The sequence below is a fragment of the Agrobacterium sp. ST15.13.015 genome (genome assembly GCF_027871645.1).
In the GTDB taxonomy this organism is placed as follows: Bacteria; Pseudomonadota; Alphaproteobacteria; order Rhizobiales; family Rhizobiaceae; genus Agrobacterium; species Agrobacterium leguminum.
The window spans coordinates 1-22,952 of record NZ_JAQAHF010000017.1; the positions used below are offsets into that span (position 1 = coordinate 1).

At 62.8% G+C, this 22,952-nt stretch carries 21 protein-coding genes; 7 read left to right on the forward strand and 14 right to left on the reverse strand.

What is annotated here, in order from left to right; genetic code table 11:
* Together PIB16_RS21960 and PIB16_RS21965 are read left to right on the forward strand one after the other, a co-directional pair.
* Positions 1 to 233, forward strand: a 233-nt coding sequence (locus PIB16_RS21960; RefSeq protein ID WP_271046326.1) for a hypothetical protein, incomplete at its 5' end; no start/stop codon positions are given.
* A gap of 187 nt (positions 234 to 420) precedes the next feature.
* Entirely contained in the window at positions 421 to 678 is a 258-nt protein-coding gene (locus tag PIB16_RS21965; RefSeq protein WP_192321135.1) for a hypothetical protein, read from the forward strand.
* A 53-nt stretch (positions 679 to 731) separates the two neighbouring features.
* Here PIB16_RS21965 and PIB16_RS21970 read toward each other — a convergent pair whose 3' ends face one another.
* From PIB16_RS21970 to PIB16_RS22000, 7 genes are all read right to left on the reverse strand, one after another.
* Complete coding sequence (locus PIB16_RS21970; protein ID WP_192321137.1) at positions 732 to 1,658, reverse strand: ArdC family protein; 927 nt, start codon at positions 1,656 to 1,658, stop codon at positions 732 to 734.
* 344 nt (positions 1,659 to 2,002) lie between these two features.
* Positions 2,003 to 2,611, reverse strand: a complete 609-nt coding sequence (locus PIB16_RS21975; protein WP_192321139.1) for a hypothetical protein — start codon at positions 2,609 to 2,611, stop codon at positions 2,003 to 2,005.
* A gap of 344 nt (positions 2,612 to 2,955) precedes the next feature.
* On the reverse strand, positions 2,956 to 3,411 hold the full coding sequence (locus tag PIB16_RS21980; protein WP_246765504.1) for a hypothetical protein: 456 nt from the start codon (positions 3,409 to 3,411) through the stop codon (positions 2,956 to 2,958).
* A 4-nt stretch (positions 3,412 to 3,415) separates the two neighbouring features.
* On the reverse strand, positions 3,416 to 3,760 hold the full coding sequence (locus PIB16_RS21985) for a hypothetical protein (protein WP_271046327.1): 345 nt from the start codon (positions 3,758 to 3,760) through the stop codon (positions 3,416 to 3,418).
* A complete protein-coding gene (locus PIB16_RS21990; RefSeq protein ID WP_371746609.1) occupies positions 3,757 to 4,650 on the reverse strand; it encodes a DUF7007 domain-containing protein in 894 nt (297 codons plus the stop codon). Before PIB16_RS21990 ends, PIB16_RS21985 begins: the two co-directional genes overlap by 4 nt.
* Positions 4,647 to 5,123, reverse strand: a complete 477-nt coding sequence (locus PIB16_RS21995; protein ID WP_192321140.1) for a hypothetical protein — start codon at positions 5,121 to 5,123, stop codon at positions 4,647 to 4,649. Before PIB16_RS21995 ends, PIB16_RS21990 begins: the two co-directional genes overlap by 4 nt.
* A 97-nt stretch (positions 5,124 to 5,220) precedes the next feature.
* Positions 5,221 to 6,960 (reverse strand): ParB/RepB/Spo0J family partition protein, encoded by a 1,740-nt coding sequence (locus PIB16_RS22000; RefSeq protein ID WP_192321142.1) that lies wholly within the window; start codon positions 6,958 to 6,960, stop codon positions 5,221 to 5,223.
* Between the two features lie 553 nt (positions 6,961 to 7,513).
* Here PIB16_RS22000 and PIB16_RS22005 point away from each other — a divergent pair.
* The gene (locus PIB16_RS22005) at positions 7,514 to 7,837 is read left to right on the forward strand and encodes a hypothetical protein (RefSeq protein WP_271046339.1); all 324 of its coding nucleotides are present in this window, start codon (positions 7,514 to 7,516) and stop codon (positions 7,835 to 7,837) included.
* Complete coding sequence (locus PIB16_RS22010; protein ID WP_192321144.1) at positions 7,827 to 8,159, forward strand: hypothetical protein; 333 nt, start codon at positions 7,827 to 7,829, stop codon at positions 8,157 to 8,159. The genes PIB16_RS22005 and PIB16_RS22010 overlap by 11 nt, the downstream gene beginning before the upstream one ends.
* A gap of 297 nt (positions 8,160 to 8,456) precedes the next feature.
* On the opposite strand, the gene PIB16_RS22015 is transcribed toward PIB16_RS22010, so the two are convergent.
* The 4 genes from PIB16_RS22015 to PIB16_RS22030 all read right to left on the reverse strand — a co-directional run bounded on the left by PIB16_RS22015 (position 8,457) and on the right by PIB16_RS22030 (position 15,815).
* The gene (locus tag PIB16_RS22015) at positions 8,457 to 13,592 is read right to left on the reverse strand and encodes an N-6 DNA methylase (protein ID WP_192321146.1); all 5,136 of its coding nucleotides are present in this window, start codon (positions 13,590 to 13,592) and stop codon (positions 8,457 to 8,459) included.
* Positions 13,593 to 13,690: 98 nt separating this feature from the next.
* Positions 13,691 to 14,089 carry a DUF3085 domain-containing protein gene (locus PIB16_RS22020; RefSeq protein ID WP_192321148.1) on the reverse strand — a complete coding sequence of 133 codons (399 nt, stop codon included), beginning with the start codon at positions 14,087 to 14,089 and terminating at the stop codon, positions 13,691 to 13,693.
* Between the two features lie 12 nt (positions 14,090 to 14,101).
* Positions 14,102 to 14,704 carry a DUF1419 domain-containing protein gene (locus PIB16_RS22025; protein WP_192321150.1) on the reverse strand — a complete coding sequence of 201 codons (603 nt, stop codon included), beginning with the start codon at positions 14,702 to 14,704 and terminating at the stop codon, positions 14,102 to 14,104.
* Positions 14,705 to 14,849: 145 nt separating this feature from the next.
* A complete protein-coding gene (locus PIB16_RS22030) occupies positions 14,850 to 15,815 on the reverse strand; it encodes a DUF3991 and toprim domain-containing protein (RefSeq protein WP_192321151.1) in 966 nt (321 codons plus the stop codon).
* Between the two features lie 221 nt (positions 15,816 to 16,036).
* On the opposite strand from PIB16_RS22030, the gene PIB16_RS26720 reads away from it, so the two are divergent.
* Positions 16,037 to 16,390, forward strand: coding sequence for a hypothetical protein (locus PIB16_RS26720; RefSeq protein WP_192321153.1), 354 nt, complete (start codon positions 16,037 to 16,039; stop codon positions 16,388 to 16,390).
* Between the two features lie 106 nt (positions 16,391 to 16,496).
* On the opposite strand, the gene PIB16_RS22040 is transcribed toward PIB16_RS26720, so the two are convergent.
* From PIB16_RS22040 to PIB16_RS22050, 3 genes are all read right to left on the reverse strand, one after another.
* On the reverse strand, positions 16,497 to 16,694 hold the full coding sequence (locus tag PIB16_RS22040) for a hypothetical protein (RefSeq protein ID WP_246765506.1): 198 nt from the start codon (positions 16,692 to 16,694) through the stop codon (positions 16,497 to 16,499).
* 72 nt (positions 16,695 to 16,766) lie between these two features.
* Positions 16,767 to 17,588, reverse strand: a complete 822-nt coding sequence (locus tag PIB16_RS22045; protein WP_192321155.1) for a DUF429 domain-containing protein — start codon at positions 17,586 to 17,588, stop codon at positions 16,767 to 16,769.
* A 14-nt stretch (positions 17,589 to 17,602) separates the two neighbouring features.
* Positions 17,603 to 18,583: a 3'-5' exonuclease gene (locus PIB16_RS22050; RefSeq protein ID WP_192321156.1), complete on the reverse strand. Its 981-nt coding sequence runs from the start codon at positions 18,581 to 18,583 to the stop codon at positions 17,603 to 17,605.
* A 171-nt stretch (positions 18,584 to 18,754) separates the two neighbouring features.
* On the opposite strand from PIB16_RS22050, the gene PIB16_RS22055 reads away from it, so the two are divergent.
* The gene (locus tag PIB16_RS22055; protein ID WP_271046328.1) at positions 18,755 to 20,176 is read left to right on the forward strand and encodes a hypothetical protein; all 1,422 of its coding nucleotides are present in this window, start codon (positions 18,755 to 18,757) and stop codon (positions 20,174 to 20,176) included.
* Positions 20,177 to 20,270: 94 nt separating this feature from the next.
* Complete coding sequence (locus PIB16_RS22060) at positions 20,271 to 22,952, forward strand: UvrD-helicase domain-containing protein (RefSeq protein ID WP_271046329.1); 2,682 nt, start codon at positions 20,271 to 20,273, stop codon at positions 22,950 to 22,952.

Here is a 22,952-nt window from a genome sequence, read left to right on the forward strand (position 1 = left end):
CGATCATCCGCCATCAGGCTGCGCAACATTCGTGCCTATGCTCATGCCCTCGTCAGCGCTGCAGGCCCGCTCCCGCCCTCGATGCCATCGCCGACGTCCTCGGTCGCATCACCGTTGCACCGGAAACGAAACCGCGCCGCTCGATGATGGCTCCCTCGGCCGGCGAGGCTGTCGGCCTGCCTGCGAAAGGGTCGTTCACTGCGTTTCATCCCCGTGCCGGCCAAGCGGGATAGAGCGCCTCGCATCTCTGGAGACGGCAGAGCGCCGCGCCGGTCCGCCAGTGCCGAGTCTCACCCGGTCAGTGTCGGCGGCCGCTCGCCGTCCCGGATCCAAGTGGCTCGCGGAACCGGTCAAAAGATGCAAGAATCGTGATAAAGGTCTCGGCGACGGAAGACGAGACCGGCGAAGCAGGATGAAGCAATGCTGAACACCGATACCCGCCAGGCGAACTGGCGGCGCGCCAATCCGGCAAAATACGATGCTCACCTTGCCGTGCAGCGCGCCGTGAAGGCAGGCGAACTGGAAAAGCAGACATGCGAGGTCTGCGGGCTCGAAGCGGTCGATGCCCACCACGATCAATACGACGAGCCCTTGAAGGTTCGATGGTTGTGCCGGCGCCATCATACCAGGCTTCACCACTATGGCGAGGACATGTTTCCGGTGCGGGATCGTCCGTAACAAGAGGCGCAACCGGGTCGGGGAGGACCCGAGCCCTCCCCTTGGATATCCGATCAGGCCGCCTCCCGGCTGGTCTCGGCATTCGGCTGAAGCGCGTGAAGATAGTTAACCGCACGCTGGGCATGCGCGGCTGCGGCGAAGATTGCGCGCTTGTCGGAGCCGAGGATAGCGGCCCAACTCTGGATGTAGGCGGCGTGGTCGGGACGCGGATCGAGTTCCGGCACGATCCCGAGATCGGCGCAAATCATCGCCGACCCAAGCTCTGCCACCATTTCCTCGAAGGCCCTCTCCCGGCGATCCTTGTGGTAGCGACTGAGGTCCCTGTTTAGCCGGCCAGGAGCCGAAGTCCAATGCAGAGTCTCATGGGATCTGATTGCGACCATTGAGGCCATATCCCTGAACAGTTCCGGCCTCGGCAATTGAATGTGGTCTGTGGAGGGGGAGTAATACGCCTTGTCGCCGCCATATCTAACCACTGCGCCTGTGTTATCCAGGAAACGATCCGCATGTTCGATGCGCTCGAGCGGTTTCGCGACCGGTTCCGGACGACGGTAGTAGTGCTCCGGCAGGGCCTCTATTTGATCGCAATTGAAGACAGTGTATGCCTTCAGGAACGGGACATCGCGCTCGATCTCGCCGCCGCTCGCATCCCTTTCGGTCCTGGTGAAGCGGCTGGCATAGACGACGGTCGCGCCGCTTTCGCCTTTGCGCACGTGGGCGCCGAGCTCATTTGCCTGGCGCAGCGTCATCCATGTCGCCGACTTAAAACCGCTGGCGACGCTCTCGGACCAGAGAAGCAGGACATTCAGGCCGGTATAGGGTTGGCCGTTATGCCGGAGCGGCCGGCTCACGCGCCCGGTCAGATTTTCAGCCCTCCAGGGCCTGACCCAGGGACGCACACCCTTCTCAAGATCGGCAACAATCCTGTCGGTGATGCGCGCGTAAATGTCCGTGCGGATGTGTTCCGATTTCCTGCTCATGGTTCATACCTCCATTTGAGGAGGCCGCGCCGATCGCGGCCCCGTCGCGAAGGGCCAAAAGCAGGAGCGACCGGGCGGCAAGCGCACCGGAACGGCCGGAACGCATGTGGAGGACGGTGACAGCCGTTGCGCCTTGCCGCCGGCTCCTGCAGGACCGGCGCACGGGACGGGCCGCGACCGGCGGATCATTCCGATCTTCTTTTTTTTTCTCTCTCTCTCTCTCTCTCTCTTCACCTGCCTCCTTGCGCCTTGCGATAAGGGCCAAAGAAATAGGCCGCCTTCGGGAGAAGACGGCCTCGATGCGGATCGGGATAGGGCGGAGCCGAAGCTCCGCCGGTACGGCCTCAGTCGAAGGCGGACATCTGCGCTTCGGCCGCCTTGCGGTCGAGCCTGTCGCCGGGATTGTCGACCGGCCGGTCGAAGGGCTTCCACGTCTCGCCGACGATCTGCTCGTAGGCGGCAACCGCGCCTTCGGCAGCCATCCTCAGTGCATGGGCCTGAATGCCCATGTCGGCGGCAAATTCACGCTTGCGTTGCGCGTTGCTGTCATAGCCGACCGGGCCGAGATCGTCTTCGCGGTCGTCGCCCGCCCCTTTGGCGGTGGCGTCGCGCGCCTCGGTGACGGCGCGGGAATAGAACTGTCCGGCGCCATGGGCCGATCCGACATAGGCGCCGACGATCCGCTGGAGATGGATCTGCATCGCCCGTTCGCCGAGCCCCTCGGAGAGACCGGTGGCGGTCGCGACGATCAGGCGTTCATGCATGTCGCGGATACCGTCGCTGTCGAGGATCGCGGTCCCGAAACTCTCGGCGATGCGGAGCGCCTGGCCCTCGTCGGGGCATGTGAGGCGGACCATTTCGAGGGTGGCGCCCTTGCGGAGCTGGACCACGCGCGCTGAAGGGCGGTTGGCCGGGCGGTTCGTTTGACGGGAGGTGCTTGCGGGCTTTGCCATGGCAGTTTCCTTTTCTGGCTTTCCGAAGCGGTTCCGGCCCCCTTGGCCGGTCTGCCCTTCGGTGCGGTCGAAGAGAACCTGCGCCAGCCGGGCGGTTCAGGGTCCGGGCGGGCCAGATCGAGCAAAGACGGTATGCGGGCAAGCGGGACCAACGGTCCTGTGCCGTTCCCGCGTGCCTGCTTTGCGACGAGCGGCATGACCGGCCGCCTCGCGGCGCGCAAGCGGCCTTGAACCAGACGGGCGCCGGTTCAGACCGCAGCAAAACCGAAGGGCAGACCGGAGAGGCGGCCGTGTCCAGATGCCATGGCGGACAAGGAAGCCAGCCATGCGAGCGCTACACCTCGTCATCCCCGACGCCGGCCGCGCCTTGTGCGGGCGCCGCGGTCGCAGCGTTCGCCGAACCAGCGCGGGGGCAGCCGATAGGACTGCAGCCAGGTCGGGCCATGGGAATTGCGCAGACCGCGCAGGATCCCGCCATCGTCATGGGGTGCCCCACCCATCCAGACATTGTTCAGAACGCTCTTCCAGCGCCGGCCGTGTCTTGCGGCATAGGCCTGCAGCGCCGTCTGCTGCTCGGGTGTGAGTGGCGGAAGCCGATCGCGCTTCGGCAGGCGCCGCCGCGTTTCCGGCACGCCCTCGGCACGAGCGACTTTCGCGGCAATCAATCGCTTGAGCTCGGCCACACCGGCGTCGAGGCAGGCCTTACCCTTGAGATGATGGAACTGCCGCCAGAAGGCGGCGCGCTCCTGAGATGTCGGACCGATACGGGCCGCGCGTTCGAGATCTCCGATCGTCGCCATGGCGCTAGACCTCCCCCCGGGTTTGAGGCTGAGGCTTTGCGGCGCAGAGGCTTTCGCGAAAGACGCCGATCGCGGCCTCCTGTCGAGCGAGCTTGCGGGAGAGTGCATCGATCTCCGGCTGGCGCTCGGCGGTGATGGCGGCGAGATTGGATCGATAGCGGGCGAGGAAGGCGTCCGGTTCGGGCGGCCTGCCACGGCGATATCTCGGCCGGCGAGCTCCAAGCGACGGGATCAAGGCCGTCATTTTGCGGATGATCTGGCGCTCGATCATGTCGAGCTGGTGCCGGGTCTGCCGGCAGGCCTCTTCCATGCGGCGCAACCGCGCCTGACGATCGATGGAGGGGATCATGGCGTGCTCCTCCCCGCCCATGTGACGAAGCTCGACCGGCGGTCATAGGCAACGTGCCGCGCCTCGTCGATGACGAAGCCGAACCGCCCGACCTGGTATTCGGTGGACGCAACCAGGAAGCGCCGTTCTTCGACATGAGCATCACGCCTTCCGCCGCGCGTCGCAATCACCTCGGTCATGCCGGGATGATGGTCGGAGTGAAGTGCTGATATCACGACCCAGTCGCCGGCATGTTCGCGTTCGAAGGCGCGCCGGTCCTTCACATGAGATTCACCAGCCGCAAGGACCGTGCCGGTGATCGCTTCCCAGGCATCGGGCTGCCAATCCTTGAGCGTTGCTTCCGCCGAACGCCGCTCGATGCTGGTGAAGAGGTCGGGAAAGGTGATGGCGACGGCCGCCCAGGACGAATCTTCCTCATAGAACCCGTCCTGTGAACGAAGCAGCGGATGGACTTTTTCGTTCCGCTCTGGCGAAAGCGAGAAGCCGCCATGGCCTGCCGTGGTGTGGGCAACAACGCCCTCCGCATAGAGCGTGGCCCCTTGCGACGGTCCCCACGGCGTATTGCAGGCGATGCGCACGGTCCGGCGTGCGAGTGCTTGAAGCTCGCGACTATGCTCGGCCTGCTCGATCATGCGGGCGCTGAAGGCGGCCTCATCCTCGATCGAACCATGGTACGAATAGAAATCGTCGCGGCTGAGCGCGGCAAGCGGCCGCGAAACGCGCCAGGCGCTCGCCAGCAGATGCCGGCCATCGCGGGATGGCAGCATGGCGAAGACGAGATCGCCGACGCGCGCAACGGCCATGCCGTCAGCGGCGCGGTCGAATTCCACGTCAGCAATCTTGTCGGTACAGACCTTGCGAGTTTGCGAGGGGATGGAGATCGGATTCATGGTGCGGTCCTCCGGTCATCAGCCTTTGCGTCTGCCTCGTCGGGCGTCACCGCCTCGAGCACGGCGCTCGGGTAGCGATGCGACCGCAACCAGGTCTCGGCAGCCTGCCGGTCTTCGGCGAGATGGAGCAGCTCGCGCGCTTCACCGGCGCGGTCGAAGATGCGCACCGCGCCGAGCGGCGGGCGCTCGAGGACCTTGAAGGTGAGATCGGAGTCGAGCCCGAAGGTCCGGTGGAGGGTGACGAGGATCATGGACTTGCCGCCGATGTCCTCCTGATGGAGCGTGAAATAGCCGGGCGACGTGTAGCTGCCGAGCTTGCGCGGCCCTTCCTCGCGGATGAGCCGGCCCTGGCTGTTTCTGGTTTGCCAGGCGGCGAGCTTCTTATGGAAACGTTCCGGCGGGCGGGGCTTGCCGTCGGACCAGGACACGAGTGAGCCGATCGGGGCGAGATCGAAGATCAGGGACGCAGACATGAGAAAGCCTCCAGTTCGGGTTCTGCGGTTGATGGAAACGAAAGCGCCGCCGGGGCAGCCGGCGGCGATCGTCATTCGGGAGGGAAATGCGGTCGGGCTATTCCGCCGCGATGCCGTAGGCGGCCTCGAGCTCGTCAGGCGCTTCGTTCGGAGCCTCGCGGGACGGGTCGTCGGTGTCGACGGCAGGGGTCGGCGCGGTGTCAACTCCGCCGGCACCACCATCGGCGGCGCCATCTTCGGCGTCGAGCTCATCGGCATGGCCGATCAGATCGGCGATCTCGCGCGGGTCGGGCGCGAACAGCGCGGCAGGGTGGATGAAGGTCGCTTCGCCCTTGAAGTGCTCGACGAGCGCCGTCCGCGTGTCGCGCACCCGCGGCTGCGGCTCCAGGCTGACCTCCCTGGCTGCGGTCTCGAGCGCCTGCCGCGACAGGCACAGGAGAAAGTCTTCCGTGCCCATGTTCGGAAGGTATCCGTCCGCGCCGATCGCCGCGCCGGCAATGCGCGAGACGACACCGCTGTTCGACATGCCGCGCCGGCACGACAGAACCTCGACTAGCATGGCGCGCGCAGCAACCCGCACCGTCTGGAGGTCGAAGGAGAGGCGTCCGTCCTGGTCGAGGAGTCGCGCCGCATGGCGCTTGAACCGCCTGGGACCGAACACTTGGTCGTTGGCGCCGGAGTCGACCCGGACATTCATGCCCGCGAAGGCGAGCACGAGCAAGGCCATCAGCGTGTCGTCCTCGATCGGCGCGCGGGCCAGCGCCTCGTGCAGCGCGTCGGTGCGGAAATCGCCGATCATGTCTTGGCCCTTCTGGGTGACGTCGGGGCGGGATTTGGCGGCTGCAGCGGCATCATCTCCGTCAGCGGTCGCGTCACCGTCCGCCGAGCCGGTTTGGCCCTTGGCCGCTTTCGGCTCCGGCATGCGGTAATGCACGCTCTGCACCTTGCCGTCGCGGTCGAGATAGAGGCCGGTGTGGTCGCCCTTGCCCGGCTTGCCGTAGACGCGTTCGGCCTTCTTCGGCAGTTCCGGCTGGCCCCAGCTGTTGACCTCGACGATGGCGCCCTTCTTCGGCAGGTTCGCCGTCATCCATTCCTGCTGGGCGCCGAGGAACGCCTCGACATTGGTCGTGTAGCGATTGTCCTCGTCGGCCGGACCGAACAGGTCTTCAGCCCACTCGATGCCGTAGGCCTGCCGCAGGTCGTCGCCGAAGCTCGCGTCACGCGCATACATGCGGGTCTTCGACAGCGCATTGGCGATCTGCCACCAGGCCGCGATGTCGCCCTTCTTCGGCTTGTTGGCCTTCCAGACTTCCTTCTGCTCGTCGATCGAAGCGGCGGCGATGGTGCGAAGCTGCTGTTCGTTCGGCATATCGCCCCTGGCCATCTGGTCGAGCATGGCGGGAAGAACATTGGCGAGCAGGCGAAGTTTCCGGATCTGGCGAACCGGCAATGCCAGCGCCATGGCGATCGCCTCCTCGGTCCAGCCCAGAGCCGCAAGCCGTTCCGTGCCGCGCCATTGGTCGATGGCGTTGAGCGGTTCTCTCGCGATGTTCTCGATCATCGAGCGCATCGCGCCATTGTCGTTGGCGGCATCGGTCACCAGCACGTCGATTTCCTCGAGGCCGGCGGCGATCGCCTGTTTGACGCGGCGGTGGCCGGCCTGGATGATGTAGCCGTTGCCGCCATCGGTTTCGGGCGAGATGACCGGCGGCTGGATGATGCCGACGGCCTTCACCGTCGCCAGCAACAGCGCATCGGCCTGCGGCGAGGACTTCGAGCGGCGGGCATCGTCGGGATTGTCCTTGAGAGCGCGCGGGTCGAGTTTGAGGATCTGCATGGGACCTGCTCCTTTAGGGGTTTCGGGGCGGCGATTGCCGCTCTTCCTGTCTTCAGTTTTTCCGAAGACACTTCCCGGACCGCGAAGCGGGCTTTCCGGTGCAACTGCGCGCGAGCGGCCCTGCCGTGACGCGCAAGCGGGGCTGACAGCCCTGCGCGGCGCGCGCGGCCGGGACGAGGAGCGGGCGGTTGAGCGGTCACGCGTCACCGGCAAGATCGCTTTGCGACCGGTTTTCCCTTCTTTTTCTTTCCCTCTCTTCCATCCCAACCGCTCACGAGCGGCACAAGGCCACCGATCGGCGCACACCCGACAGGAAGATTGTCGCCCGGCGGTTGAAATCATCGCCTTGAGGATGGCAAAAGAACGCGGGCTGATTGCATCGAGAATCACCCCCTCACGGCTCGGATTGTGCGTCTGCGCCATCGGTGATCGCTTGAGAAGGAGATGATGAGGATTGTCTACCAATGGCGATGGCATTGGGCGAAAGCGCGAGCCTCGTGATTGCGCTTCAAGCTCAAGGCGGCCCCTGGGGCTTGCGCAGGCCTACGTGACCATGATGACCAACCAGATCCTTGGCAATCCGCTTGAGGGCGAAACGCCGACGGCCCGCGTCAAGCTGATCGGTTTGATGACGCTGATCGGCGTCCTGCACAGCGAAGATCCAACCATCACGCTGACCCGGATGATGGAATTGACCGGCCTCACCAGGAGCGTCCTTGCTCAGGACATGCACGCGCTCGTGCAAAGAGGGCTTCTGATCGAAACCATGGGGAACAACTCGATGGGGCGCGGATTGGCCAGGCAATTCCAACTATCGCCTGCCGTCATCGAGACGCTCGGCATGATCATGGGGGAGCCGATCCGAGATGGGAGATGAATCCGAGGAATTATCGAAGACGCTTGCCTGGACCTGCGGCATGATCGAGGACTGCCAGCGTATTGCCCTCGCTTACTGCGAGGCGCGCGACCTGGTCGCCAGCATCCCGAAGGATAATGGCGACGCGAGACCACGTATCCTCGCCTGCTTCGCGCGGTCCGATGCCTATCGCGCCGAAGACGACATTGCCTGCGTCGGCTGGATATTGACCGCGATCCAGGAGCGGGTGAACGAACGCGACCTTCGCGACTGGCGCCAGTTGCGTAAGGTCATCAACAAGGCCATCGAGTTGTTGCCGCTGCGGGAAGCCACGATGCATTGAACGGCAATGTCAGGAAGAGCGGCGAACGCTCCGGTCGCGAATGCGTTACCTGGTTGGAGATGAGCCTGAATTCGGCATGGGCAAAAAAAGAGGGCCAGCGGAAGCCGCGGCCCTTGAAGTGTGAAGGTCAATAAACCTCCAGAGGGGAACAGCTGGTGCGGCGGAACTGGGAGGAGCGACCGCCATGTGCATCAGCTATCATCACAATGCCTGTTTTATGACCAATCGCAAACCACTTTTTGTGCAACGCAGCTATGCAAATGCTGCGGCGCATTCAAAAGTGCGTGACGCGGCCCTTCAGGCCGCTTGCAGTTCAGCACGCGCGTCGCCTGCAAGCGCCTCCTCCACCTCCCGCAACGCCTTACGCTTCTCCGCCAGTTCGTCGGCGAAGGCGAAGGCGCCACCTTGCCGCGACTGGTAGGAGGAAAGCCGCCGCTGGTACTCCGCCAACCGCTGGCGATAACGTTCGCGCTCCTCCTCGAAGCCGTCAAGCGCGTGTTCCAGCCTGGAGATGGCGCCAAGCGGCGTGACGGTGACGGCGAGATCGATCTCTTGGGTCGCGCCGGTGCGCTGAAGCAGGGTCTGGTAGTGGTAATTGTCACCCCGGCCAAAACGTTCGCCCTCATAGATGAGATCGAAGCCGCCGATCGAGGCGATGTGATCCTCACCTGGCCTCTGGAGCTGGACGAGGGTGAGGATTTCCTTCATCAGCGCGCGGCCGGCGTCCTTGCGCTCCGAGAATGGCCTGCCTGTCATCATCATCGCGAAGGCGTCGCCTGACGTCGGAACCAGCCGTTCGATGTCCTGGCTGATTTCACCGATGCGGCGGGTCGCCGTTTCGATCTCGCGCTCGGCGTCGCGGATCCGCCGGCGCACGGCGAAGAGGTCGTCTTCATGGGCGGCCCGCAACCGTTCCAGACGCGCGATATCGGCCTCGAGGCCTGCCTTCTGCATCAGCCGCTCGTCGCCACTGGCAATCGCCTTTGCCATGGCGAACTGGTTGGCCTGGCCTTCGTTCAGGTCGTCCAGCCGGCGGATCGAGGTGTCGCCGGAAAGCGCCGCCGCGATGAACCGCGCCTTTCGTTCGTTGTTCTGCCACATCGTGGCATCAAGGCTGCCTTGCGTGGCGTAGGCGTAGATATCGACCTCGTCATGCTGGTTGCCCTGACGGACGATCCGGCCCTCGCGCTGCTCGATCTGCGAGGGCAGCCATGGCACATCGAGATGATGCAGCGCCTTCAGCCTGAGTTGCGCATTGACGCCTGTGCCCATCGTCTCGGATGAGCCGATCAGGAAGCGGACCTTGCCGGCGCGAACGTCGCCGAACAGGCGCTGCTTGGCCTCGGTCTTCTTGAAGTCCTGCATGAAGGCGATTTCGGATGCCGGCACGCCCATGCGGATGAGCTCATCGCGGATCCAGCGATAGGCTGAAAATCCCCTGGTCTTCTCGACATTGATCGTGCCGAGATCGGAGAAGATCATCTGCGCGGCGCCCGGCAGTTCGTAAGGCTTGCCGTCCGGGCGGACATAGCTGTTCTCCGAGGTCTCCTGCCAGATGCGATGCGCGTTGCGGATCAGGAGATTGAGCTTGTTTTCCGGCTCGTCATCCATGTCAGGCGTCACCAGGCGCAGGTCGATCGCTGCATGGCGTCCGTCGGTGATGACGGAAAGCAGGATGTCGTCACCGGGCTCGGCAGGCCGATCACGCTCCTCGATCGCCTTGATGCGGGTTTCTAGGATCTGTTGATAGGCCCTGAAGGCTGGCGTCGGTGCGGCGGTGAGGATCTGCCGCTTGGCCGTCGCGACGTCAGGCACCTTGACGTATTGCCTCAAGTCCTCCGGCATCACCACGTCGGCAAAGGCGCGGAACATGGCAATCAGTTCGGGGACGTTGACGAAACTGGCGAAGCGGCTTACCGGCTTGTATTTGCCGGATGGCTGAAGCTCCAGTTCGGTGCGTTCATCCCCGAAGTTCGAGGCCCAGGCGTCGAACTCATGCAATCCGCGCTCGCGCAACGCCTCGTAGCCGAGCAAGCGCTGGATCGAGAACATTTCTCCGAGCGTGTTGGTGATCGGGGTGCCGGAGGCAAGCACGAGCGCCCGGCCCGGATTCTTCGTCTCGATAAGCCGAGACTTCACATAGAGGTCCCAGGCTTTCTGCGAGCCGTTCGGGTCTATGCCCTTCAGCGTCGACATGTTGGTGGCGAAGGACAGCTTGCGGAACTCCTGCGCCTCATCGACGACGATCTGGTCGATGCCGATTTCGGAGATGGTCAGCAGATCGTCCTTGCGGGTAGAAAGCGCCTCCAGCCGCTCAGCCAAACCTTCCTTCAGACGTTCGAGCCGCTTGCGCGAAACCCGGTCCTCATCATCGACCCTGGTCAGCAGATCCTCGTAAAGCTCCAGCTCGTCGTGGATCATCTGTTGCTCGAAGGCCGAGGGAACGCCGATGAACCTGAAGGCAGAGTGCGTGATGATGATCGCATCCCAGACCGCCGTCGCCGCCCGCGACAGGAAACGCTGGCGCTTGTCTTTGGTGAAGTTGGTCTCGTCAGCGACGAGAATGTTGGCCGACGGATAGAGCGCCAGAAACTCACGCGCCGCCTGCGCCAGGCAATGACCGGGAACGACAAGCATTGCCTTGGCGATCAGGCCGAGCCGGCGTTGTTCCATGATGGCGGCTGCCATCGTCATGGTCTTGCCGGCGCCGACGGCATGGGCGAGATAGGTGGAGCCGGAGGAGATGATTCTCCAGATGCCGCGTTTCTGATGCCCATAAAGAGTGAAGGCGCCTGAGGCGCCGGGAAGTTTCAGATGGGAGCCGTCGAATTTGCGCGGTGCGATGTTGTTGAAGCGGTCGTTGTAGACCCGCGCCAGCCGGTCAGCGCGATCCGGATCTGACCAGACCCAATTCTGGAAGGCTTGCCTCATCCGCTGGAGCTTGTCGCGGGCCGCTTCTGTATCGACGACATTCAGCACCCGGCGCTCGCCGCCTGTATCCTTGATCGTGTCGAAGATCTGCGGCACACGGCTGTTCAGCGCATCGCCGAGCAGTTCGCCGGCATGGCGGCGGCTGGTGCCCCATTCCGAAGTGCCGGTGGCGCTATAACCAAGTTGCCGAGCCTCGACCGTCCATAATCCCAGTTCCGGCATATGATGAATGCGGATCTCCGCCCCCATCATCTCCTTGACGAAGGCGACGACATCGGACGCCGGAATCCACGGCGCACCGAGGCGAGCGGTAATATCGGATGGACCCAGGTCGGCGGGCTGGACTTCCTGTAGCGCCGCGACATTGCGCCCGAAAGCCGGATCAAGCGCAGCCGCGGCTTGAGCAGCAGCAAGCTTGGTGCGGACCGGGCCGGAGAGATAGGCGTCGGACGTTTGCCACGAACCGTCGGTCGGATCGCAAAAGATCGCATCACCCAGTTCGGCAATAACCGCTTGCGCGTCACGATGCAGGAGTTCGGCGATATGCTCGATGTCGACGCGGCCGCGCGCGTTGAGCACCACGGCCAAGGCATCAGGCGCGGACATAATCACCGGGGCGGCAGGAGGCGAGATAACCCGTTCGGAAAAGATCGGACCGGGACGGGCGGTATCGGTTTCGAGGTCGTAATCCTCGATGGAAGCGACCAGCCAGCAGTCAGGATCATCGCGGAAGGGCTGAAGGTTTGGCTGGCGATGGGTTTCGCGCACCTCGACGGTCTCGGCATCCTCCGAGATCGACACCGTCGTGTGGTTGATTGGGCCGAAGTCGCGAACGAATGATGACCAGGCAATGCGGAGCCGTACCTGCAGATCCTTCCACGGGCGATCCTGCTCCTGGGCCTTCAGAACCTCGCGCACAGCATCCCGGACAGGGATCAGCTTTTGGATGATGCGGACATGCTTTCCGGACAGGCATTCGCCTGTCTGCCTCACGGCAGACCGCCCCTTGCGGACCTTGATCGGAACCGGGGAGCCGTCGACCATCTGCATGAGACCATGCCTGGCGTCGATGAAGAAGCTTCCTTCGCGGACCTTTTCAGATTGGCGACGGAGATCTACGACCTCCCCGAGCTCGTCCTCCAGTTCGATGTCGATTGCGGACGGCTCGCCGTCGTAGCGATCTTCCGGCAGGAGCGAGATGGCGGCATTCAGCGCCCCTTCGAGATCGACGCCGGCGCGGGGACGGCAGGTATAGGTCTCGCCGAACGGTCCGGAGGTCAAAGTGTGCTCACCCAGCACGAAATCCGGATGGCGCACAAACCAGCGATTGACGCGGATGGCGCCTTCGTCCTCCGTTGCAGAACGGACTTCATCGACGTCGAGCCAGGAAAGATCCGCCTCGGGCTCACCGGCCTTGCGTTTGCGCAAGAACAGGATGTCGGTCACGACATCCGTGCCGGCGTCGCGGCGGAAGCTGCCCTCGGGCAGGCGGATCGCCGCGATCAGGTCGCCGGATCTGGCGATATGCTCACGGGCGGCCGTATCCGCCTTATCCATCGTGCCGGCACTGGTGACGACGGCGGCGAAGGCGCCGGGCTTCAGGAGATCGATGGAGCGTGCGATGAAGTAGTCGTGCAGCCGCAGACCAAGCGGCCGGTATTGCCGGTCCGAACGCACACTGCGATCGGAAAAGGGCGGGTTCCCAATGACAAGATCGTAGACGGCTGAGAAGTCCGTGCGCGCGAAATCCCCCTCGATGATCCGCGCCTTCGGCTGCAGCAGCTTGACGATGCGTGCGGTGACGGGATCGAGTTCGACGCCGCTGACATGCGCTTTGTCACGATAGTTTTCCGGCATCAGCGCCGGAAACAGGCCTGTGCCGATGCCCGGCTCCAGAATGCGGCCGCCGCGCCAGCCCAGGCGCTGCAATCCCGACCAGATCGCCCGGATGATGAATTCCGGCGTGAAGTGGGCGTATTGCGTGCAGCGGGCAAGGCTCGCATAGTCGCGATCGGTGACGGCCGCCTCCAATGAGGACCCGAGATCGTTCCAGCCCTCGCGGAAATCCACCTCGCCCGGCCGTCGGAACATGGTGTTGGCGAGCTCGCCGGCGCCGAAGCCGGTAAAGCGGGCAAGTTTCACTTGCTCCTCGCGCGTCGCGGGGCGCTCCTGTTTTTCGATCTCATCGGCAAGCAGGATCGCCGCGACGTTGGCCTTGGCTCGCTCCTTCCAGGATGCGGCGAGACCGCGATCCTCGCCGTTGTCGAGATGGAAGTTGCTACGGACGCCGTGTCCAGGAGGAACCGCATTCTTTCGCGGCGCTGCGCGCGCCATCGCCGGGGCGGGCGCCGCCGGCGTAGGATCAGGATCGTCGTCGTCATTGTCCGGTTCAGGGGCGGTTCCGGCGGGAAATCCGCCGAAAGCGGTGACACCGAGGCCAAACCCGGAGGACAACCCGCTTGAGCCGAACATGTCGAGGGTGAAGGGGTCATCATGCGCCATAAAAAATTCTCCTGTTTGAAGGCGCGCGCCGGCTTGCCCGCCGGCAATGCAGGCGGTTCGGTCGCACGAGATTGGATGGGGAAGGGAAAGCGCCGTGGTCAGCGGCCCATCAGGCGGAGAGACAGGGACGTATCGTCCATGGTGATTGTCAGATGCGTCGCGTCCGGCGCGGCGGCAGTCAGCCGTTCGAGCTCAACGGCGTCGATGAATTCGACCCCGTCATCGCCTCCAAAATATCGGCGCTTGGTGTGCCAGTAGTCGGGATTGGTTTTCGGATTGCATTCCTCGGCATAGACGACGAGCGGGCGCTGGCCCTCGGCGAGTTTGCCGGAGGACATCGCATAAACGCCCTCGTCGCCGACCAGCCACAGGCCGGGTCTGGCGTCTGTTTCCGGCGATATTCCCTGATAGGGAACGCGATATCCGCCATTGGCCCTGGCGTCGGCATGGCCGCACTCGAGCACGGCGCGAATGTCGGTGATGGAGAAGGTGAACATGGGTCTCCTTCCTCACGCCGCGATGGCGTCGGGCAGGTAACGCAGATGCACCGGCAGCTTTGCCGCGATCTCAGCGTCGGTAAGGGTATCCAGCAGCTTCAGCGTCGTGCCGCCTGGCTTGGCGAAGAACATGACCGTGCGCTTGCCGCGATCGGCCTCCGGCCAACGCTCGCTGGCATAGCCGCGATAATCGTCGGCCGTGCTCGACCAGATATGCTCGAGACGCTCCTCGCGCGTCATCGCGCGGACGGGACGGGATTCGCGCTCGACGATTGCGGCGCGCATGCGCTCGCACGACCCCTTGTCGGAAAGGTCGCGATACCCATGGAAGTGCCGGATTCGCCCGTCGATCGACAGTGTGAAAAAGATGCTGGTGATCGAGCCGGTGAGGAATTCGCGCATGGCGAACATCTCGCCGCGCATGAAGAGCGGCGGCAGGATCTCGAACATATAGTCATGTTCGCGCTCACCGATCTCGAACCACTCGCCGCGGTAAAGCGCGCCGTCGTCGCCCTCCCATCGGTTCGGGCGCCCCGCATGGCGATCGAACATGCGGAACATCTGATGCCGGTCGGCGATGCCCTGGAAGACTTTGCAGATGGGAGAGAGGGTCATGAGCGGGCTCCTTTTGGCCTTCGTCGGGGCGAAAGCGCGGCGGAACCTCATGGTCGCCATCTTCTCTTCAGCCCTTCCTGACCCCTCCCCCCAGGCCGCCTCTCCGTCCGGACGGGTCAAGGGCCGGCTTCAGCCGGGCGAAGCTTCACCCTTGACGCGGCCGGCGGGCATGCGGCAGGCCTCTTCCGCTTCTCTCCCTTTTCCACGTCTTCTTTTCCTTCTCCCGCGCCCTGAGCGCGTCGTTCCAGTCCTCGACCGGCGGCATCAGACGCAGCCAGTCGCAACCGGCCGCATCGGCGATGTCGCGCAGCCGCGCGGCGAAGGTCTCGCCCTGGTCGTTGGCGTCCGTCGCGGCGACGAGCCGGGCGGCGGGACGTGCGGCGAGCATGCGTAGCGCGGCATCTGTTGCCGGCGACCATCCCCCGCCGGTACTGAGATATTGACTGCCTTCCCGTGCCCCTTCAAAGGCGGCCAGGCTCATGGCGTCGATCGCCGCCTCCGTCACGCACAGTCGCAAGGCGCCTATTGGACCGAACCGGAAGAGGACCTTCGACCCGCCGGTTGCAAAACCACGCCAGTCGGGGCCACGTTCCTCCCAGCCGGTGACGACACCGTCATCATCGACATGGGCCGCCCACATGCTGCCATGCGGGCCTTCCCGCAGCACGTTGAGCCGCATGGCGTCGCGAATGATCGCCTCGGACAGGCAACGCTCCTCCCGCAGATAGCGCCAGGTCATGGAGCCTCGCCAGGGTTTGCGGCGTTGCTCCCATCGGTCCTCAATGGATCTGAGGGACAAGGGCGCGTCCGCGGATCGGGTCCAGACCGGCTCCCTGGACACGAACCCGACCAGTGAGGCGACGCGGTCAAGTGCATCGACGAAAGCGACGCCGTCGAGGTGTCCGGCGAGGCTGAAGACGTCGCCCTTCGCGTCGGAAAGGGGATCGAACCATCCCCGCCCCTCATGGATGACGATGACGATTTCCGCACCGCGCCGGTATTTGAAGGCTCTGCGTGTGCTTTCCTGCCTGTCCACCGCAAAGCCCGCCTGCTCCAGCAGGGCGCCGCACGGAACCCGGTCCCTGAGGTCCTCCAGCTCTTCTTTTCTCATTCGTTTGCCGGCGCTCCCGCGTCCGCCTTTCTTGTCCGATTTCTCTTCCCGCAGTTTGCGGGACCGCCTGCCCCGGGCCGCGAAGAGCAAAGGAGGCAAGGGCGCGCCTTGGCAATCTGCAGATCTGTACCTTCACGCCGACAGTTCGTGCCAGGCGCGGCGAAGCCTCCCTTGCCGCCTGCCGCTCGCAAGCGGCACCCAAAAAGGGAAATGCCGGCTCAATGAGCCGGCCGGCGATCGTGCGGGTCGAATTCGTGAATGATGTCGAGATCGTCGTCGGCGTCGATTTCGTCGCTGACGACGACGCCGAATTCATCGCCGGACCTGAACAGCGTCACCGGGACCATGAGGGTGCGGGCAAGTGCGAAAGCCTGAGACTGAGCGAGTGCAAGATCCTGTGCCATGTGAGAAACCTCCGTCCGGAGCAGGCCGATCCCGCTCGATGGCTCCTCGAAGGACCGGGGACGGTCGCGATCACCGCGAAGGCAAAGCCGAGTGGCGGCAGCTTGCTAGCCGACCCCGACAGAGGGTTGATCGACGCAGATCCGGACCTGGTCCAGGACGCCATCATCTGAGAGCGGGATTGGTTTGCTTCGGATGGCCGGGTGGAGTTCCGGCACAGTTGCTCGCTCGCGGCACAGCTATCGCCCGAGTGTTCTCCATTTTCCGTCATGCAGCTGTTCAGCCGCGACCGGCGGCTTCCTGATCGGCGATGGCCTTGAGGACCTCGAAGTCCATCGCGGCGCGCGGCTCGATGCGGGCGACTTCGCTGGCGACCTTGGCCCAATGCCAGGATTCGGCAACGTTTCTCTGCGCCCGGCTGCGTGCAGCTCTCGGCTGCGCTTCATAACAGGCATTGACCGGATCGGTTGCTGCCAATTGCCTGGCGTCTTCCTGCCAGCGGCGGCGGATTTTGCGGCGGCGTTCGATCCATTTGCCACAGTAATCCGATCATCGCCGACCCCGCCGCGACGCCAGAAGATCCGATTGGGGTATCCAGATCGCAGACGCGTCGTCGCCGAACGGCACGGCGGTTCCCTCGAAAACGCATATGCCGACCCACGCGCAGATGACCGCGTCGAGCATGTCTTCAAACGCCTTCAACTGCCATGATGGAGCCTCGAATTGGGGTAGCCGCAATATCTCGGATGCGCCTTTTATTTCCAGGTCGAGGCTGGCGACGATCGCACGCCAGGTTTCGAAGAGTTTGTTGCGCCGGCTGACGGGGGTTTCCATTGGCCAATAGTTGCGCGTCTTCGCCTGCTTGTAAGGCAGCCGCTTTTCGGCGCGCATCAGTTCGACCAGGGCGGGATGCGGGTAGACTTCCAATAGGCCCGGCGCGCTAACCTCTCTCGTCAACAGTCCGTACCCGCGGTGCCCGAAGCCGCTCCTGAAGTCGTTGCTGATCTTGCCGGGCCTACTCGCACTCGGTGTGTGGGTGCTGCAGTGACGGGCGCCGTAAGCTGCCGAAACCAGATTGTCCGACACGCGCCGCGCTGCGATCGGCTCACGAGACAGAGGCATATCCACAGCAACGAGATCGACAGGCGCTCCAGCGATTTTTCCAGCTGCGGCGAGAAGAGCCACGGGTTCTGCGATCGAACCTGAAGGGCGGAACGTGGAGATCAGCCCCTCGTCGGCATGGGCCAGGAGGTGACGATAGGACGGTCCCGCGAAGATCAGGCGCCAATCGTCGCCCATGGAGGAAACCAGCGCGACACCGCTCGGCTGTGTCGACGTCCAGGCCGCATCAATGCCCACAATGGTCGTCATCGCCTCCCGACTATTCAAGCCGCCCGGAAGCGATCGAACGCCGTCAAATATTTGACGGGCAGGTCGGCGTCCCAGCGATAGATCTCTGTCCGAAGGAAATGCAGTTCCTCGTCGTGCTTCTCTTCCGGTAGTTCAACCCACCAGGATTTCGGGCGCCCGTCGGAGCCGTCCGACCAGCGGTAGCCGCGCGCCTTGAGATGATCCTTCATGTCGAATGGGGAATTCTCCGCATAAATACGGACCCGTGACCGCTGGCTGGCTTGATAGAGCTCCGCAAATGGCGTCGCGGTGGAATCAAGCGGTGTCTGCCCGAGCACTTCCAACAGCGCGAAACAATCGTCGACAGCACGATGCCCGTCGTGAAAATATCCTGACTGCCCAGTCAGGTAACCGAGCTTGCTTCCCTCGAAGCCACGTGCCGCCCAGTCGATCTCGGAAACCGAACAAGCCCATGCCTTGTTGCAAAACATCGGCGAGAAGGCTTCGCAAAAGGGCCGATCGAAACCGGCGTTGTGAGCAATGATCATGTCGGCCGGCTCGATGAGGGATTTGAGGCGGGTAACGTCGATCACCTGACCGGCGACCATGTCATCGGTGATGCCGGTCAGGCGTATGATGTCGGCCGGAATGGGAACGGTTGGCTGCTGAAGTCCCCCATAAACGCCGGTGACATCGCCAATCTCGCCCGCGTCACTGAAGGTGAAGGCGATTACGCCGATTTCGATGATTTCGTCGGTGCGGTAATTGAGGCCTGTGGTTTCGGTGTCGAGGATCACGCCCTGCCGTGGAAATTCGGGCCGAGCACGCTCAACAACTGATCGGGGCGAGAGCCTTCGCAGAATGCGATAGTTGCCGGTCGCTTCCAGATGGCAGGCCATGGCCTCGTCATCCGAACCGAAGCCGCCCTGCCCCCTTCCAGCAACAGCCTGCGGTTTGGTCACCTTCGTGGTAGCCGGCAAAACAGCAGCTGCAAAGAAGTCGAGTTGCGAGGTCATTGTATTCCGATCCGATTGCGGCATGGCCGGCGCACAATACGCATCGGCATAGGCGCAAGCAACGACGCCCCCGATCGGGTGCACGTCGCACGGAGCCTGCGGTCGAGGAACTGCGGACAAGCACTATTCAAAGCAAAGAACTACTTTGGGTACTGACGTCGAAATCGTAGGATGCCGAACAACGATTTGACGCTTTTGAGAACAGCCATGAACAATCAGCCGCAACAGCCGATCCGAGAACATCATTTTTATGTCTCAACCGCGAAATTCCTGTTCCACCACCCTCAACACGGCATTGTGGCTGTCCGCGATCCGATACGACTGACGGACGCTAAACGGTATGGGCTGTGCCCCATCGCACTTTACGGGCTCACCGTTGCCGGCCTACCAATCCGCTGGTTGACATTCTCCACGATGGAGAAGCGCAAATCATTGCGCGACGTGCTGCTGACGGCATGGGGAAACGCCGAGGGTTTACGCGGCCTGCCAGATGTTTTGCGTGTAAACCGCTACGTGGAACGGGCCGACCCATCATTGGCGAGGGATATTGCCAAGTTCGGGATCCGGCTTGAGGTTGCCGACCCCAAGGACAAAGCGGCTCCGGCATCGTTACGCTCGGCTCACGATGCCTCTCTGTGGTTGTCGAAAAGGCATAATCCGGTCGACCTGTCTGTGGCCACGTCCGTCGAAGCCCTTTGTCGTGATGCACATGACGATCACGATTGGCGGGCAGTCAGCGGCCCTCGCGGGCTTGGCAATCGAAAAATCGAGGACAACATCGAGCGGTGGCTGGGACTGCCGATGCGACCCCCGGCAGACATTCTTCCCGATAACGTGGAGTGGGAAGCCGGTCCATGGCTGTCGTCCTGGGAAACCTCACTCCCACCCGATCGGCCGCGCTATTTCAAACACGACGGATTTACCGGCAGGATGTGGCTGTATTCGGGAGAGGACCCATCGGAAGACGTCGATGACGATGACGACATCCCAGCCTACGACGAGTATGACAACGTAGCGGAAGTCGCCAAGAACCTGGTCGCCTGCTGGCCCAATCCGCCGAAGGAGATCGCTGCGGCCACTGGAATCACCCTGCGCCAGCTCCAGTGGTTTATCTCGGAGCGTTCCACCCTCGACAGGTCGGCGCGCTTCGACCTCGAACGCCTGTTGGGCATCGAATACGACGAACGGATGGGCGGCTACACGCCTGCGGGGCCCTATGTCCTTATCGCCAGGAAGGCTCAGGCGCTCGAAGCGGTCTATCAGGAGATTTCCGGCGGCGGTGATGCCTGTCCTTGCGAACTCGTTCCCGCCCAGGGACAGGCCGACCCGAGCTGGAGATACGTCTTGATCAATGCGTTTGGGACGCCGCCGACCCTTGTCATGGCGCCCCGTGGCGAGGCGATCACGGACCGCCTTCCCGACCTGATCATGAACTACGAGGGCATCCGGCCGGTTTCGTCGGCCTTTTATCGCGACGTGGTCACGACCTGCGCCCGCGCTTGCCTGACACCTGGGGCCAATGCGCGGGAGATGCGGGATTTTGCAAAGCGCTACGAACGGGAATGGGTCGATTGCGCATGGCTGCCGGACTGAATTTGCTAGTAGTGCGTGAGCCCTGATGTCTGATCGCGTTCAAACATACCGGCCTGGATTCTTTGCACGGTTCCTTCCTCAAGGAAAATGGAAGATGACGCTGACCGCGTCCTCGCCCGCATCCATACGTCTTGGAGTCGGCGACGCTGTTAAACTTCCCTGTCTGGATGTCGTCGCCATTTCCGTGTGCAAGGCATTGCTATGGCACACCGTCGAAGTCCGGTCGCGCGATCGGATCGATAACCTGTCCTGCCTTGGAGAAGAAGCCGCCACACAGTTGGCGGCCGATCTACACAGCTTCATCAACAACCACCTCTTCGCATTGATCGGCGCAGACATTAGTCGATTGAGCGAGGTGGATACCAAACTGCGGGCGATCATTGAGGGTAACCGACAATATCTGGCCCAAGCCGACCTCGGCCGGGTCATTGCGGGCGTGACCGGTGACGCCGCCGCAGCGCTCTCGCATCCTCTGTTCGATCTGGAACTGATGCCGGCCGCGCTGAAAGCAGCACTCCCCCCGTCCCTCGCCTTCATCACCGATCCGGATGTGCGTCATCGATACAATGACGCGTTCGTTTCGGCAGAACTGCCGAGATATCGCTCGTTCTTCGACAATCTGGATGACCGATCACTGTCCGACCAACAACGTCAGGCATGCATTCGCCTGGAGGACAACAATCTCTTGGTCGCCTCAGCCGGATCGGGAAAATCCGCCACGATGGTCGGCAAGGTCGCCTATGTCCTCGACAAGCAGCTCTATCGGCCGGAAGAGATTCTCGTGCTCGCCTTCAACAAGAGCGCCGCCGACGAGCTGCAAGAACGGATATGCAGGCAGCTCGCGATCGATCCGGGAAATCCGGAATGCAAAGTGACCACGTTTCATGCGCTGGGTCGCGGCATTATCGAAGAGGTCGAAGGTCGGCCGCCGCAACTTGCCGATTGGGTTGAGCACCCCGCCGGCGAAGCGAGAATCATCGAACGGATCATTGAGGAACTGCTGCGATCAGATGCAGAATTCACCGATCTCTGGGTCAACCTCCTCGTCCTTCATCCCAAGGCGGATATCCCGGTCGACGTGTTTGGTTCTGAGGCTGACTACGAGCGCTATCTTTCGGTGCGCCGGCGGAAAGGCAATGCGACCATCGGCACGATTGCCGGGATCCATGTGAAGTCGCTCCAGGAGCAGACGATCGTCAACTGGCTGTGGCTCAATTCCGTCGAGTTTGAGTACGAACGCCAGATTCCGATCGAAGAAAAAAACGGACAGATCCGGTACGTCCATCCCGACTTCTATTACCCCGCAAGCAAGACGATCCACGAGCACCTGGCTATCAATGCCGATGGCTCGTCACCCTTCACAGACTATGTCACCCATGCCGAAAACAAGCTGGCCGCCTACCGAAAGGCCGGGATGGACATCTTTCAAACCACCTCGGCGCAGGCGAATAATGGAACGCTGATTGCGGAGCTCGAGGCAGAGCTTGCAAAACGGCGCATTCCGCTCGAACGCAAAAGCTACACGGCGATCGTCAAAGCCCTCGAGCCTGTTGTCATCAAGCACTATCACAAGCTGATTGCCGTCTGCATCAAGCACATCCGCGCCAGCCACCTCACTCTGGACATGCTGCTGGAGCGGGCCAAATCGCTCCACGACCGGACCCGCGCCAGGGAGTTTGCGCAGGTCGTCTGGAAGATCACCGAGACCTATTCCCGGAAGCTGGAAGAAGCCGGCCGCATCGACTTCGACTCGATGATCGTCAATGCCACGCAGTTCGTGGAGACCGGGCAGTATAAGAGCCCCTATTCCCTGATCCTCGTCGACGAGTTCCAGGATATTTCCGAGCCGCGCGCCAAGCTGATCAAGGCGCTGAAGCACCAGAAGCCCTTCACCAAGCTGTTTGCCGTCGGCGACGACTGGCAATCGATCTATCGCTTCGCCGGATCGGACATTACGATCTTCACGCAGTTCGATGCGAATTTCGGGGCGAGCTGGCAAGGCCGTTTGGAGCAGACCTATCGCTGCAACCAGCTGATCGCCGAGACCGCCGCCAGCTTCGTGCAGCGGAACTCCGCCCAATTGAAAAAGTCGGTGCGCTCGACACGTCCGGCGATTGCGCGATCGATCCGGGTCGTTCCGATCGATGGTGATCGAGACAAGCCAGATTTCACGGACGCCTGTCACCGACTGCTGAAGCGGCTCGACATCTTCCTTGGCGGGATTTCAGGGCAATGGCGGAGCGACGGGCGCGAGAAGCTCAAGGTCATGGTGCTGTGGCGCTACAACCAGCTTGAACCGTTCAGGGGATCCGTGCCAAGATTCGACAACATCGAGGTTTCTGGACTGTCCTTCCATCGCGCCAAGGGGCTTGAAGCCGACTATACGATCCTGCTTGATGTCAGCGAAGGTGATTACGGGGTGCCAAGCCGGATCGAGGACGACGAGCTGCTCAACCTGGTCATGCCGCAGCCTGAAATGTTTGAGTATGCCGAGGAGCGCCGCCTATTCTACGTTGCGTTGACACGCGCAAGTCGTGGCGTGTTCCTGCTCACGAACAGCCGTGACCCATCCAGATATATCCGGGAGCTTTCGGAAATCGCCGGGGAAAATCTGCGTTTCGAGACCGTCGATGGCGGTCCGCTGCATCAATGTCCCGCATGCCGCGTAGGTCAATTAGTCGAGAGGAATGGTCGCAACAACAGCCGCTTTCTGGGGTGCAACCAGTATCCCGGCTGTGACCACACGCAGCAACTTAATCGACGAAGCGCCGAATGA

Coding starts and splice junctions, on each gene's coding strand:
- PIB16_RS21965 (WP_192321135.1), top strand. CDS start 421: ATGCTGAACACCGATACCCGCCAGGCGAACTGGCGGCGCGCCAATCCG.
- PIB16_RS21970 (WP_192321137.1), bottom strand. CDS start 1,658: ATGAGCAGGAAATCGGAACACATCCGCACGGACATTTACGCGCGCATC.
- PIB16_RS21975 (WP_192321139.1), bottom strand. CDS start 2,611: ATGGCAAAGCCCGCAAGCACCTCCCGTCAAACGAACCGCCCGGCCAAC.
- PIB16_RS21980 (WP_246765504.1), bottom strand. CDS start 3,411: ATGGCGACGATCGGAGATCTCGAACGCGCGGCCCGTATCGGTCCGACA.
- PIB16_RS21985 (WP_271046327.1), bottom strand. CDS start 3,760: ATGATCCCCTCCATCGATCGTCAGGCGCGGTTGCGCCGCATGGAAGAG.
- PIB16_RS21990 (WP_371746609.1), bottom strand. CDS start 4,650: ATGAATCCGATCTCCATCCCCTCGCAAACTCGCAAGGTCTGTACCGAC.
- PIB16_RS21995 (WP_192321140.1), bottom strand. CDS start 5,123: ATGTCTGCGTCCCTGATCTTCGATCTCGCCCCGATCGGCTCACTCGTG.
- PIB16_RS22000 (WP_192321142.1), bottom strand. CDS start 6,960: ATGCAGATCCTCAAACTCGACCCGCGCGCTCTCAAGGACAATCCCGAC.
- PIB16_RS22005 (WP_271046339.1), top strand. CDS start 7,514: ATGATGACCAACCAGATCCTTGGCAATCCGCTTGAGGGCGAAACGCCG.
- PIB16_RS22010 (WP_192321144.1), top strand. CDS start 7,827: ATGGGAGATGAATCCGAGGAATTATCGAAGACGCTTGCCTGGACCTGC.
- PIB16_RS22015 (WP_192321146.1), bottom strand. CDS start 13,592: ATGGCGCATGATGACCCCTTCACCCTCGACATGTTCGGCTCAAGCGGG.
- PIB16_RS22020 (WP_192321148.1), bottom strand. CDS start 14,089: ATGTTCACCTTCTCCATCACCGACATTCGCGCCGTGCTCGAGTGCGGC.
- PIB16_RS22025 (WP_192321150.1), bottom strand. CDS start 14,704: ATGACCCTCTCTCCCATCTGCAAAGTCTTCCAGGGCATCGCCGACCGG.
- PIB16_RS22030 (WP_192321151.1), bottom strand. CDS start 15,815: ATGAGAAAAGAAGAGCTGGAGGACCTCAGGGACCGGGTTCCGTGCGGC.
- PIB16_RS26720 (WP_192321153.1), top strand. CDS start 16,037: ATGAGCCGGCCGGCGATCGTGCGGGTCGAATTCGTGAATGATGTCGAG.
- PIB16_RS22045 (WP_192321155.1), bottom strand. CDS start 17,588: ATGACGACCATTGTGGGCATTGATGCGGCCTGGACGTCGACACAGCCG.
- PIB16_RS22050 (WP_192321156.1), bottom strand. CDS start 18,583: ATGACCTCGCAACTCGACTTCTTTGCAGCTGCTGTTTTGCCGGCTACC.
- PIB16_RS22055 (WP_271046328.1), top strand. CDS start 18,755: ATGCCGAACAACGATTTGACGCTTTTGAGAACAGCCATGAACAATCAG.
- PIB16_RS22060 (WP_271046329.1), top strand. CDS start 20,271: ATGACGCTGACCGCGTCCTCGCCCGCATCCATACGTCTTGGAGTCGGC.